Genomic DNA, 13,132 nt, shown 5'->3' with positions numbered 1-13,132 from the left:
TTTTAATGATTTTCTATTTTGTAAAAAATTAGAATTTGTAAGCTACACCAATGCGAAAATTATTCGTTTTATATTCAATATTACGTCTATCTTTTGCAAATTTCTTTTTACCAAAATCCGAATAACGATATTCTGCACGCAAAAGAACATTGTCAGTCATTGCGAAATCAAGCCCAGCACCAAGGGTATAACCAATCATTGTCTTAGTTTCGTCTGATAATTTCCCAGAAACAACAACTTTTCCTGGATCACTTTCTTTCAGTGTAACCGGCACAATATCTTGAAAACGCGCATAAGCAATACCTCCAGCAACATAAGGCATAATTCGATCAGTAGCAAAACCAAAACGGACTCGTGTTGCACCTGACCATTTCTCTTTAAAACTAGACTCGAGAACTAATATATCATTAGCTGCAATATCATTAGAATTAATTTGTATGTTTGCGTTCTTCAATATTTGCTCAAAATGGTTAATATTATCCACAGTAACTTTAGTCTTCTGGACTATTGTTGTATTCTTTTTTCCAGCCCAAACGACATCTGTATCAACGCCTAAAACAACAGTGTTGCCAAGACCAACATTGTATCCCGCATATAAACCACCGACAAAACCCGACAATTTAGGTAAATCGTTTTTTCTAATCTGATTTATTTTGCCGTTATGAGAAATACTCATTCCAGTTTTACTTGAAAAACCACCCGTCTGAGCACCAAAATAAAATCCTGTCCAAGAAAAAGTAGGAGCAACAACAACAGGTGGTACAAGTTCTGTTGATTGACGAGAAATCATGATATCTGCAGCTTGCGCTACTGATGCTGTAGCCAAAGCAAAAACAGAAGCCGTCATAAAAGTTTTTATATTCATAAATTTTTCTCCATAGCTAGTATCGAAACATACACGCTCATATAGTTCTCTTCCTTCAAACATCTGTAGTAAAAAGAACACAGTGACAAAAATAAAGGCTCCGTCTTTGACGAAGCCTTCTAATGATTTTCTATTTTGTAAAAAATTAGAATTTGTAAGCTACACCAAAACGAAAATTATTCGTTTTATATTCAATGTCACGCATATCTTTTGCAAATTTCTTTTTACCAAAATCCGAATAACGATATTCTGCACGCAAAAGAACATTGTTAGTCATTGCAAAATCAACACCGGCACCAAGGGTATAACCAACCATTGTTTTGGTTTCATCTGACAATTGTCCAGAAATGATTACGTTCGCTTTATTTTTATCTCTTAATGTTACTGGCACCACATCTTGCAACTGTGCATAAGCAACACCACCAACGACATAAGGCATAATGCGATCAGCAGCAAAACCAAGACGAACCCGTGTCGCACCAGACCATTTTTCTTTTAACTTAGTGTCAAGAATGACTAGATCACCTTCCTCAACAGCGTTGTCAGCAATCTTTATATTAGCATTCTGAAATATTTTCTGGAAATGTTCTTTATTATCTTTAGTGACATCAAATTTCTGGCTTATTTTTGTATCCTTTTGATTTGACCAAACTATATCTGTATCAATACCTAGAACAAAATTATTGCCAAGATCAATATTCGAACCCGCATATACACCACCGACAAAACCTGATAATTTAGGTAATGCATCTTTATTCAATTGTTTATCTATTCCATTATGAAGAATGTTTATTCCAGACTTACTTGAAAAACTACCTATCTGACCTCCAAGATAAAAACCCGTCCAAGAAAAAGAAGGTGCCACAACAACCGATGGTGCAATCTCCGATGTCGGATGTGACATTATAATATCCGCAGCCTGTGTTCCTGATACTGAAATCAAAGAAAAAATAGAAACTGTTATTAAACTTTTCACATTCATAAGATTTTTCTCTCCATAACTAATGTCTGAATACACACGCCCATATAGTTCTCTCTCTTCAAACATCTGTAGTAAAAAAAACACAGTTACAAAAATAAAGGCTTCGTCTTTGACGAAGCCTTCTAATAATTTTATATTTCATAAAAAATTAGAATTTGTAAGCTACACCAAAACGAAAATTATTCGTTTTATATTCAATATTACGTGTATCTCTTCCAAATTTCTTTTTACCAAAATCGGAATAACGGTATTCCGCACGTAAAATAACACTATCTGTCATTGCAAAATCAACACCGGCACCAAAGGTATAACCAACCATTGTTTTAGTTTCATCTAATACATTCCCAGAAACAATTACAGTATTTTTAGCTTTTTCTCTTAATGTTATCGGAACCACGTCTTGAAACTGCGCATAAGCAATACCCCCTGCAATATAAGGCATCATCCGATCAACAGCAAAACCAAGACGAACTCTCGTTGCACCAGACCATTTTTCTTTAAACAAAGTATTGATAATAACTGCATCCCCCTTTTGAACAGTATTGTCATCAATCTTTATGTTAGCACCACTCAATATTTTTTCGACATCCCCTTTATTCGCATCAGTAACATCGAATTTCTGACTCACTTTTATATCTTTTTTATCAGACCAAATCATATCTGTATCAATACCTAGAACAAAATTATTGCCAAGATCAATATTGGATCCCGCATACACACCACCGACAAAACCTGATAATTTAGGTAAGTCACTTTTCTTAATCTGATTTATTTTTCCATTCTGAATAATACTCATATCTGTTTTGCTTGAAAAACTACCAATCTGACCCCCAAGATAAAAACCTGTCCAAGAAAAAGAAGGTGCAACAACAACAGGTGGCGCAATTTCTGTTGATTGACGAGTAATCATAATATCCGCAGCGTGTGTTCCTGATACTGAAATCAAAGAAAAAATAGAAACTGTTATTAAATTTTTCATATTCATAAGATGTTCTCTCCATAACTAATGTCTGAATACACACGCTTCATATAGTTCTCTTCCTTCAAACATCTGTAGTAAAAAGATCACGGTTACAAAAAAATAAGGGCTTCGTCAAAGACTAAGCCCTCTAATAATTTTATACTTTGTAAAAAATTAGAATTTGTAAGCTACACCAACACGGAAGTCATTGGTTTTGTAAGTAAGCTGTGTACTATCTTTTACAAATTCTTTTTTACCAAAATCGGAATAACGGTATTCTGCACGTAAGATAACACTATCTGTCATTGCGTAGTCAACACCACCACCAATGGTGAAACCAACCATTGTCTTAGATACTTTTTTGTTATCACTTGATTTTTTAGCTACACTATTAGCAGAATCTTCAAAAGGACTTTTTACTTGCGCATAAGCAACACCACCAGCGACATAAGGCATCACGCGATCAAAAGCGTAACCAACACGTGCCCGTGTAGCACCAGACCATTTTGTTTTCCAAACTTGTCCACTGTTGTTTCCATTTGCAGCTCTTTCTGAAACATCCGCATCTTGACTAGGAGTACTAGAATTTACTGTTTTATCTTTGCTCTTTGCGTTAGCAAACACAACATCCGTGTCAACACCAACAACAAAATTTTGGCCTAAACCAACATTGTAGCCCGCATAAAGACCGAACATAGCGCTAGACATTTTAGGAAAGAGTTCTTTAGCTGTTTTTTCCCATTCAGAACCTGCCACAGATTTGGTTTTCAAAGTATTGTCAGTTTTAAAACCACCAACTTGACCACCAAGATAAAAACCTGTCCAAGAGAATTCAGGCGCAATTACAACATCCGAAACAACTTCTCTAGGAACCATAACATCCGCTGCTTGTGATGCAGAGACTGAAACTAAGGCGACAACAGAAGCCGTCATTAAACTTTTTATTTTCATCAATTTGCTCCATAACTAATGTTTTAATGTACAAACCGTACATGCGTTCAGTGTTATACATCTATTTAAAAAAAAATCTGTAGTAAAAATACAACACCAGCAATAAAAGTTTTAACCTATTAAATGTAAAGTTCCCAAAAGCGATTTCAAGCTCATTTAAAATTTATCAATTATCTTACCTATGAACTCATTATTTTGTCATTAAAATATTTAAATGAAATAATATTCATGAAAAGTGAAAGCACAACATATTACAATTCAAATGATATTATTCTATTATTACACATATTATACACTCGAAAATAATAACTTTGCACGTTTACGCACAAAATTCTATAAAACAGCGGTTTTAAGAACTATTTCAATTCTCTATACTATTTCTAAATGATCCATGCTCACTGTCTAGTCAACTATTCAAATACGATCGATATCATTCATTGAGTATAAACTATAATATCAATTCTAATATTTGTATCTGCATAAACTGCTTATTTATTTAACTGACTCAAAACATTGATTAGTCTAAATTGGAAAAAGCTATATAACTATATAAGAAGAAACTTAAAAATAACAAAAACTGTTATTTAACGCTTCATGTCAACAGAATTTTAAAACATCCCTCATCTGATTTTAATACGAAAGCTTTTTAATTAAAATAAAGTATATTGGATTTATTGTAAAAATATGGCACTAAAAGTGACATTTATCTGACCGACAAATTAGCTATTTTCTTGAAAGAAAACTTTCTAATTGCTCGTTTCAATCGACCAACAATTCATAGATCTGATTGTTATGAAATGTAATAATATTAATGCATTTCTAATCCACACTTTTGTTAACTTTTATATAAAAATATGGATACCCTTATCACAATTTGAGTATCCATATTTATGCAAACAATAAAACTGCTCTCATATATAATCAAAGCAATCGCTCTCACACACTCATTAAAGACCATCTTCCTTTTCAATTTGCTAAATTATCAAGAACGCATCGCAACACTTAAACTTTAATGAAAAAAATTAAATAATTATTCTGACACTCTCGTATCATTAAAAACTCAGAGGACCTCGAAAAAGACGAGGCCTTCCCTCTTGTCCACGACCCCATACAGTAGGCTTCGCATCTTTCCACCACCAAGACCAGAGCCACGACCAAGACGAGGATGAAAACAAATCTATCGGGTTGTAAAAATTCATAAACCAAGAAACAGGCTGTATTTCGTGAGACTCTCTGTCTGCATTTTGATCAATACAAAAAAGCTTCCCTAAGCAAACATCATCCTCTCCTTTTCTATTAAAAAGAGCATCTATAGCAAAACTTAAGGGAGAATTTTCAGTTATAACACCTTCTTCCATTTCTTTAATGACCACAACACCTGCCCCTTGAGCTGCAGAAACTGAAAGAAAAGTGAACATAGAAATTACAAAAAAAGTTTTTGTACACATAAATTTATCTCCAAATATCCAAAATGTATTTTATACTTATAGGCCACTTCCCCTTTATTTGCAAGCATTAATGGTAAAATTATATCATTACTACCAAAAAAATCTGTCTTTATATACACAAAATGTATTTATCTTTGGAACCCATGGTTCTCAGCAAATATTCATCGTCACATAATAGTCACAAAAAAAGACCCACGAAAAATGGATCTTCTTAACAACCTTATCTTTGAACGCATCAATTTTATGAAAAAAATACCAGTACAGAATTTATTTGGGGCATTATACTGTCAATTTTATGCCCTCATTTATAAAATAGTGTTTTGTTTCTAACTTTAGAATAAAATCCTGAATACCCACATTTTCATTCAAATCTGGGTATCCACAACTTAAAATTCAAAATGTATTTATTGAATCAGAAAAACAACTTAAATATATTAAAAAATTGGCTTTTTCTTTTACAATGCGAGATGATCCGAAACACGTTCATCATTTATTTGACACACTGTTAAATTAACATGATGACTTTGAAATTATTTGATTATTTAAAAACTCATTGGACCTCGTGATAATCTTGGCCTTGAAGATCTACTTCCACCACCACCCCATAAAGTTGGTCTTTTTCTCCCAGGGAAAGCTACTGTCTCTATCTTTGGAGAATTGACACTTGCACTTTTATCAGGACAAGAAAACTCTTTTTGACAAACATGACCTTCATCGCGCCTATTCAAACGAGAATCTACAGAAGACACATTTTGTGTAACTTCTTTAATCGGTACAAAAGCAGCACCTTGAGCTGCAGAAACTGAAAGAAGAGTAACAACATAAACTGTAAAGATATTTTTTATATTCATAGACTTAACCTCCATTGTTATATCCAAAACGTGTTTTATGGGATATATTGCACTTCGGTCCTCTTTCAAGTCCACATCTATGATAAAATCATACAATTATTGCCAAAATAAAAATGGCATCAATAACAGATAACAGGGATTTTACGAGTTAAGCTTACAATGCATCAAACTTTATAAAGTATATCATTACGAGTTTTAGAATATATATCTTTCAAAAGGGAAATAATCTGTAGACCGTACAAATATCTGCATAACTTATAAAAAATATTACTAAACAGAAAAATCTTCACGCTACCATCAAATTATCAACCCTAACTAAATAATACTCCCTTAAAACAGCATATGACTGATAACATGCACAGAAAGTACGACATAATCTTTAAAATAAGAGAAAAACAAAACTATACATAAATGCTTATCTATTCACTCTATTAAAGGTAAATTATCTCATAACCATATCGACAAACACAATTTCACTAAGACGACAACACACTTAATTTTCAATGAAGCCGTCCATTATCTACAGTGCTGTTAGAGATCAAATTATAAAACTTGTTTTATAATTTTGTTTTTGGGATTTAAAATATGTAAATCGATTGTCATTATCCAATACACTAATAAAAGCGCTTATCACACAGATATCGCGCTTTAAAAGTCGTTGTTGTCAATTAAAAATCGAGAAAACAGAAAAATTGATGACACCAAAAAATTCATTCTATGCTGTCAACAATTTCTCCTATTGCCAATTAACAACACATTTTCTAACTCAACTATGTGCAAAAATATCAACTTCTGGCCATCCTAAAAGATCAAGTCTTGCTCTCATAGGTAAAAATTGAAAACATGCCTTTGCAACATTTTCTCGTTCTTCACGCTTCAAACGTTCTTCAAATACACTTTTTAAACGATGCAAATATAAAACATCAGATGCAGCATATTCAATTTGTGCACGGGATAAAATATCTGCTGCCCAATCTGACGATTGTTGCTGCTTAGAAATATTAATATTGAGCAATTCACTACAAATTTCTTTTAATCCGTGACGATCTGTATATGTACGCGTCAATTTCGATGCAATTTTCGTACAAAAAACAACATCTGGCATAACACCAAAAGTATGCGCTAAAACAGCAAGGTCAAAACGCCCAAAATGGAAGATTTTAGTAATTGCTTTATCTGCAAGCAATTTAACCAAATTAGGAGCGCTATTTTGACCTTTAGCAATCTGTATAACGTCAGCAGTTCCATCTCCAGAAGAAAGCTGCACAACACATAAACGATCACGATAAGGTTGCAACCCTAACGTTTCAGTATCAACTGCAATAGCATCAACGCAATAATTATCCAAATTCGGTAAATCACCTTGGTGAACACGAATTTCTGCCATCTAGCCTCCTATTTGCTAAGGTTGTGAGGATGCGCGCCCAAGACCGCTGCCCTTTATGAAATGATTTTAGATTATATTTTTCATTAGGCGAATGAATACGATCATCAGCTAATGCAAATCCAACTAAAACAGTTTCCATACCAAGAATTGACTGAAAATCGCCAACAACAGGAATAGAACCACCCATTGCAATCAATAAAGCAGAAGTATTCCATTCCTCTGATAAAGCATCCTTTGCAGCTTCAACAAAAGGCGAATCATAAGGAGTTTGAATAGCTGGAGAAGCACCATGTTCTTTAAATTCAACTGAACAATCAGCAGGAATAAAACTACGCACATAATCGCGAAAAGATTGTCGTATCTTTTCTGGATTTTGTTGATGCACGAGACGAAAAGAAACCTTTGCACTTGCCTGAGAAGCAATAACTGTCTTGAATCCTTCACCTTGATAACCACCACTAATCCCATTAATTTCTGCTGTAGGACGAGCCCATATTTGTTCTAAAATACTCCGTCCTTTTTCACCTGCAGAAATAGAAAGACCAACAGGATTAAGAAATGTCTCAGCATTACAATTAAGTTCATTCCATGATTGCAAAATCTGCGGTGGTGTTTCTTCCACACCATCATAAAATCCGTGAAGAGTTACCCGCCCATCTTTATCATGAAGACCCGATAAAACTTCGGTTAAAATATGAATCGGATTAGCTGCTGCTCCTCCAAAAAGACCAGAATGCAAATCACAATGCGCAGCTTTAATCGTTATTTCTTCCCCCAACATCCCTCGGAGACCAACAGCGATCGACGGTGTATTCGCATCCCACATAGCTGTATCACAAATCAATGCACAATCCGCTTTAAGTTCATCAATATTTTCTTGCAAAAAAGGAACCAGTGAAGAAGAGCCACTTTCTTCTTCTCCTTCACATAAAATAGTAACTCTAACTGGAAGACCCCCTGTTTCTTTCTTAAATGCCCGACATGCTTCAATAAAAGTCATGAGCTGACCTTTATCATCTGAAGCCCCACGAGCACAAATAACAGTTTCACCATCTTTCTCTTTTAAAGAAGGATCAAACGGTTCATTTTCCCATAAATGTAGTGGATCGACGGGTTGAACATCATAATGCCCATAAAAGAGAACATGCAAACAATCATCTGAAGGACCTGGATGATGTCCAACAACCATTGGATGACCGAGCGTATCACGACGTGAAGCATCAAAGCCAATACTTTTTAAATCCTCTACCAGCCAATCAGCTGTTTGACGGCATGCATCCTTATAAGCTGGATCTGTAGAAATTGATTGAAAACGTAAAAAAGAAAAAAGACGATCAAGACTTTCTTCTACATTCTCATCAATATGAGTAAGCACTTTATCCAGCATATAAACCTCTCAATTTTAATACCATAGCAAACATGACTTTAAGCTCCTTATAAAATTTTGCAAGATACCTTATTCATTTTTGGCACTGTGGACAGTAAAAGCTTGAACGTCCAGACTGCAAAATACGCACAATAGGAACACCACACTGCAAACATTTCTTGCCTTCTCGTCCATAAACAGAAAAATAATGTTGAAAATAACCAAGAGAGCCATCCGTATGTACATAATCTCGTAAAGAAGATCCTCCCGCGCTAATGGCTTCCGTAATTACTTCCCGTATATTTTTTGCTAAACAATGAGCAAGTTCGCATGCATGTATATTTTTAAAAGCCAAGGTAAAAGCACTCCGTTCCGGAGATAAATGACTACGCCAAAGGACTTCACAAACATAAATATTCCCAAGTCCCGCGACAATAGATTGGTTTAATAAAGCTGTTTTAAGAGATGTTTTTTTATTCACAAAAGCCTTTTGTAAATAAGCCCCAGAAAGCCTATTATCTGTAGGCTCTAGTCCTAATTTTCTTAATAATATATGCTCATCAAGCTTCATCGTATCAGCTAAAAGCATAAAACCAAAACGGCGAACATCATTATAAATAAGGCGATAAACTTTACCGTTCTGCGCTTGAACATCCATTAAAAAATGATCGTGAGCAACCAATTTTTTCGTAGAAAAATGTTTTTCTCGTAAAAGATTATTCTCGACGCGCCACGATCCAGACATTCCCAAATGACTCAAAAGTGTTTCATTCTGCGAAAGATAAAATAATAAATATTTTGCACGCCGACCAATCTCCATGATCGTCCGCCCTATAAGTCGTTCAGAAAAAGCATGAGGAAAAGGAAACCGCAAATCCTTACGATTAAGTGTCACAGATACGATCTTTGCACCCGTTAATACTGGCTTCAGTCCACGACGAACAGTTTCTACTTCAGGAAGTTCAGGCATTCAATTTTCTAATCATTATGCATTACTCAATAAAATGCCATTTAAAAATTGCTTATTAAACACACTCAACAAAAACTCTTGTTTCAATGAACTCAATACATTTATACTCGCCTTTTCACCTGTCTCAATTGCCCAGTCAATCGAATCACACATTTAGCTAAAATTATACAGCTTTACACAGCATAAAACATTTTAGATAAACTTATCTTCTAAGATAAAATACGTAACTAATACCTTCTATAGCAAAAAATTACCGATTTTTATATCGCTCTTCTAACATTGCAACAATGGCATTAAGCTTTTTTGGTGAAGGTTTGTCATACACCTCAACAGATCGAGTGTTTTGTGCCATATTTATCCGACGTGGCGCACGCGTTGGAACAGGAATTCTGTCAATTTGTGCAACAACATAGGATGCCGTATTGACTGTTTTCATACGCTCTTCTCTTATCGAAAGTGATGCATTTTGTGCTTTTGCCTCTTTTGTTTTTCTTCCCTTTAAATCTGAATTCATGAAATTTGATGCAGAATTTCTTTGAACAGAAGCAACAATAAATTCAGATTCTTGTGTCACATCTATACGACTAGGTGCACGCGTTGGAATAGGAATCTTATCAAGTTTTGCAAAATTCATAATAGCATTTGTCTCACGTATCTGCGCGACTTGTACCAATGGTTCTTTATGTATTTCCTCTGATGTTGTTACGCTAGATCCTAAAGATAAATCTGCAAAATCTGGCGCATGACCAGCACGTTCTTGAGCAAAAGCATACGCAACATCATAAGGACGGTCATTTACAGGAACTTGGAGAGATCCATCACGTGAACGCTTTTCATAAAAAGCATTGCCTCCTGCAATACGAACATAATGCATATTCCTATAAGGAAAAGATAAACCTGCTGTGTGAAAAAACATAGCGTTTTTACTTTTCTTATCTCGTGCTCCACGTAAAACAGCATCAGCAGCTTCTTTAACACGAGCAACAGATGCGCGCTCAGTCATAGGACGTGTTAAAACACCAGGAGCGAATTGATTACGCTGACCAACAACACCACAAATCGTCTTTGGATAAGCACTTGAGTTAACACGATTCATAACAACTGTACCTACCGCAATCATTCCTTCACGACTTGAACGATTTGATTCAAAATACATTGCGCGCATAAGACATTGGCGCTCTGTTAATGGATAAGTTACCGTTTTTGCTTTTTGCTTATTATTCGTCTTTTGAGAATTTAAATGATTTGAAGCGCAGCCCATAATAACCAACGGAATGACGCAAAAATTAACAAAAACTATCCACTTATTTTTTTTCATTTTATGCAATACGTTCCTATGTTCTTAAAGTATTAAAAATTAAAATAAACTCCTAAGACACTTCCATAAAAAAACAGAACTCACCATTATCACTTTATAAATTTTTAATACTTATAATAATCAAAGGATATTTATGCAGAAAAAACAATAAAAAAGTCTTAATAAAAACCCAGATAAAAATTAATTTCTCTTATCATTATGACTTTTGAAATATCAGTGCTAGAAATCAATATTTATTGCTATAATCAACTCTCAAAGAGCACAATGGAAACATCATAAACTGCCATATATACGCGCATATAAAACCCTGAAAAAGCAGAAAACTCTACCAAATTAAATGAAAGATGTTCTCAATCACCAATTAAGATACTTATAAGATCTTTTTATAACAAATATCCTATAATTTGCTCCAAATTATATGGCAAAAATACACGGATAAATTCTTCATTTGCAAGAATGTAACATTTTATATACCATCAACTCGAATTTTAATTTATTTTCTTTTCATGCACTCCAACTTCATATGTAAGATCATCACGAGGACGCTCAGAGGACATATGGTGACCCGTTATAATATAATGCAGCGTTTCAGCGATATTGGTAATATGGTCACCAACCCGTTCGATATTTTTCGCGCAAAAAAGTAAATGTGTACACACTGTAATATTACGCATATCTTCCATCATATACGTCAAAAGCTCACGAAAAAGAGAAGTATACAAAGCATCTATTTCGTCATCACGATCGCGCACTGCATCAATACGATCAAGCGAACGATTAGCATAAGCATCAAGAACTTCCTTTAACTGATTGAGCGCTAAAACCGTGATTCTTTCAAGTCCACGATAAAAAGTTGCAGGTTGATGTGCTTCTGAAATAGCAACAGCTCGTTTAGCAATGTTCTTTGCCATATCACCAATTCGTTCAAGATCAGAAGAAATCCGAATAGAACCAACAATTTCACGAAGGTCAACAGCCATTGGTTGACGTTTACAAATAATGGTAATCGCTTTTTCATTAATATCGCGTTCTGCTTCATCTAAAAACAAATCATCCGCAATAACCGTAGCAGCAAGCTCAAGATTATCAGAAACAATCGAAGCTACAGAGCGCTCTATCATTTTCTCCGCGTAACGACCCATCTCTGTAATCTTTGCTGCCAAATATTTTAGTTCTGCATCATAAGAACGAACCGTATGGTTCATAGACATCTCCTATCCTCCCAGATTTATTTATCCAAAACGCCCTGTAATATAATCTTGTGTCCGCTGTTCTTGTGGTGAAGTAAACATCATTTCAGTTTCACCAACTTCTACCAAATGCCCCAAATGAAACATAGCTGTATACTGAGAAACACGTGCAGCTTGTTGCATTGAGTGCGTAACAATAACAATTGTATAATCTTGTCGTAACGCATCAATAAGTTCTTCAATACGTGCTGTCGCAATCGGATCAAGAGCTGAACAAGGCTCATCCATCAAAATAACTTCAGGGCTAACCGCAATTGCACGTGCAATACACAAACGTTGTTGCTGCCCTCCTGATAAACTTGTTCCAGATTCGTGAAGACGATCCTTTACTTCTTCAAATAACCCTGCCTGCTGTAAACTTCTTTCCACCATATCGTGCAATTCTGCACGCGACTTAGCCAAACCGTGAATACGTGGCCCATATGCAACATTCTCAAAAATAGATTTCGGAAAGGGATTTGGTTTTTGGAAAACCATACCAACACGCGCGCGCAACTCTACAACATCAACACGCGGATCATAAATATTTTCCTCATCTAAAGTGATAAAACCTGTTACTTTAGCTCCTTCAATTGTGTCATTCATACGATTAAAGCAGCGTAAAAAAGTTGACTTCCCACAACCCGAAGGACCAATCAATGCTGTGACTTTATGTTCAGCAATATCAAGCGTAATACCATGAAGTGCTTCTTTGTTTCCATAAAAAACTTTAACATCTTGCCCACGCATTTTAATCTTCATTATCATATTCACCTTACTGCTTAGTCAGTACATTTTACCGAA

General features: G+C 35.0%; 11 protein-coding genes and 1 pseudogene. All 12 read right to left on the bottom strand.

Translation table 11 applies throughout. The features are described 5' to 3' along the window. Window positions 1–28 precede the first annotated feature (28 nt). The 12 genes and pseudogenes from NPY00_RS01280 to pstB all read right to left on the bottom strand — a co-directional run bounded on the left by NPY00_RS01280 (window position 29) and on the right by pstB (window position 13,090). A complete protein-coding gene (locus NPY00_RS01280; protein ID WP_269020216.1) occupies window positions 29–865 on the bottom strand; it encodes an outer membrane protein in 837 nt (278 codons plus the stop codon). A gap of 145 nt (window positions 866–1,010) precedes the next feature. Continuing rightward, window positions 1,011–1,847 carry an outer membrane protein gene (locus NPY00_RS01275; RefSeq protein WP_269020215.1) on the bottom strand — a complete coding sequence of 279 codons (837 nt, stop codon included), beginning with the start codon at window positions 1,845–1,847 and terminating at the stop codon, window positions 1,011–1,013. Between the two features lie 148 nt (window positions 1,848–1,995). Beyond that, window positions 1,996–2,832 (bottom strand): outer membrane protein, encoded by an 837-nt coding sequence (locus NPY00_RS01270; RefSeq protein ID WP_269020214.1) that lies wholly within the window; start codon window positions 2,830–2,832, stop codon window positions 1,996–1,998. Window positions 2,833–2,982: 150 nt separating this feature from the next. Further along, a complete protein-coding gene (locus NPY00_RS01265; protein WP_269020213.1) occupies window positions 2,983–3,759 on the bottom strand; it encodes an outer membrane protein in 777 nt (258 codons plus the stop codon). 1,052 nt (window positions 3,760–4,811) lie between these two features. After that, window positions 4,812–5,207 (bottom strand): hypothetical protein, encoded by a 396-nt coding sequence (locus NPY00_RS01260; RefSeq protein WP_269020212.1) that lies wholly within the window; start codon window positions 5,205–5,207, stop codon window positions 4,812–4,814. Window positions 5,208–5,749: 542 nt separating this feature from the next. Next, the gene (locus NPY00_RS01255) at window positions 5,750–6,058 is read right to left on the bottom strand and encodes a hypothetical protein (protein ID WP_269020211.1); all 309 of its coding nucleotides are present in this window, start codon (window positions 6,056–6,058) and stop codon (window positions 5,750–5,752) included. A 766-nt stretch (window positions 6,059–6,824) separates the two neighbouring features. Next, window positions 6,825–7,445 (bottom strand): ribonuclease D, encoded by a 621-nt coding sequence (locus tag NPY00_RS01250; protein WP_269020210.1) that lies wholly within the window; start codon window positions 7,443–7,445, stop codon window positions 6,825–6,827. Next, a complete protein-coding gene (locus NPY00_RS01245; protein WP_269020209.1) occupies window positions 7,417–8,832 on the bottom strand; it encodes a dipeptidase in 1,416 nt (471 codons plus the stop codon). Before NPY00_RS01245 ends, NPY00_RS01250 begins: the two co-directional genes overlap by 29 nt. A 73-nt stretch (window positions 8,833–8,905) precedes the next feature. Beyond that, a complete protein-coding gene (mutM, locus tag NPY00_RS01240; RefSeq protein WP_269020208.1) occupies window positions 8,906–9,781 on the bottom strand; it encodes a bifunctional DNA-formamidopyrimidine glycosylase/DNA-(apurinic or apyrimidinic site) lyase in 876 nt (291 codons plus the stop codon). Window positions 9,782–10,495: 714 nt separating this feature from the next. Beyond that, window positions 10,496–11,099, bottom strand: a pseudogene (locus NPY00_RS01235) (cell wall hydrolase); the annotation flags it as partial. 488 nt (window positions 11,100–11,587) lie between these two features. Continuing rightward, a complete protein-coding gene (gene phoU, locus NPY00_RS01230; RefSeq protein WP_269020207.1) occupies window positions 11,588–12,310 on the bottom strand; it encodes a phosphate signaling complex protein PhoU in 723 nt (240 codons plus the stop codon). Between the two features lie 21 nt (window positions 12,311–12,331). Next, complete coding sequence (gene pstB, locus NPY00_RS01225; RefSeq protein ID WP_269020206.1) at window positions 12,332–13,090, bottom strand: phosphate ABC transporter ATP-binding protein PstB; 759 nt, start codon at window positions 13,088–13,090, stop codon at window positions 12,332–12,334. Window positions 13,091–13,132: the final 42 nt, after the last annotated feature.

It is taken from the genome of Bartonella sp. F02, from assembly GCF_026929975.1.
Lineage (GTDB): Bacteria > Pseudomonadota > Alphaproteobacteria > Rhizobiales > Rhizobiaceae > Bartonella.
Note: the sequence above shows the minus strand (reverse complement) of the source record. Positions and strands in the feature narration are given on the sequence as shown.

What these genes read in the sequence shown, in the direction of transcription:
- NPY00_RS01280 (WP_269020216.1), bottom strand. Translation starts at nt 865, where the DNA reads ATGAATATAAAAACTTTTATGACGGCTTCTGTTTTTGCTTTGGCTACA.
- NPY00_RS01275 (WP_269020215.1), bottom strand. Translation starts at nt 1,847, where the DNA reads ATGAATGTGAAAAGTTTAATAACAGTTTCTATTTTTTCTTTGATTTCA.
- NPY00_RS01270 (WP_269020214.1), bottom strand. Translation starts at nt 2,832, where the DNA reads ATGAATATGAAAAATTTAATAACAGTTTCTATTTTTTCTTTGATTTCA.
- NPY00_RS01265 (WP_269020213.1), bottom strand. Translation starts at nt 3,759, where the DNA reads ATGAAAATAAAAAGTTTAATGACGGCTTCTGTTGTCGCCTTAGTTTCA.
- NPY00_RS01260 (WP_269020212.1), bottom strand. Translation starts at nt 5,207, where the DNA reads ATGTGTACAAAAACTTTTTTTGTAATTTCTATGTTCACTTTTCTTTCA.
- NPY00_RS01255 (WP_269020211.1), bottom strand. Translation starts at nt 6,058, where the DNA reads ATGAATATAAAAAATATCTTTACAGTTTATGTTGTTACTCTTCTTTCA.
- NPY00_RS01250 (WP_269020210.1), bottom strand. Translation starts at nt 7,445, where the DNA reads ATGGCAGAAATTCGTGTTCACCAAGGTGATTTACCGAATTTGGATAAT.
- NPY00_RS01245 (WP_269020209.1), bottom strand. Translation starts at nt 8,832, where the DNA reads ATGCTGGATAAAGTGCTTACTCATATTGATGAGAATGTAGAAGAAAGT.
- mutM (WP_269020208.1), bottom strand. Translation starts at nt 9,781, where the DNA reads ATGCCTGAACTTCCTGAAGTAGAAACTGTTCGTCGTGGACTGAAGCCA.
- phoU (WP_269020207.1), bottom strand. Translation starts at nt 12,310, where the DNA reads ATGTCTATGAACCATACGGTTCGTTCTTATGATGCAGAACTAAAATAT.
- pstB (WP_269020206.1), bottom strand. Translation starts at nt 13,090, where the DNA reads ATGAAGATTAAAATGCGTGGGCAAGATGTTAAAGTTTTTTATGGAAAC.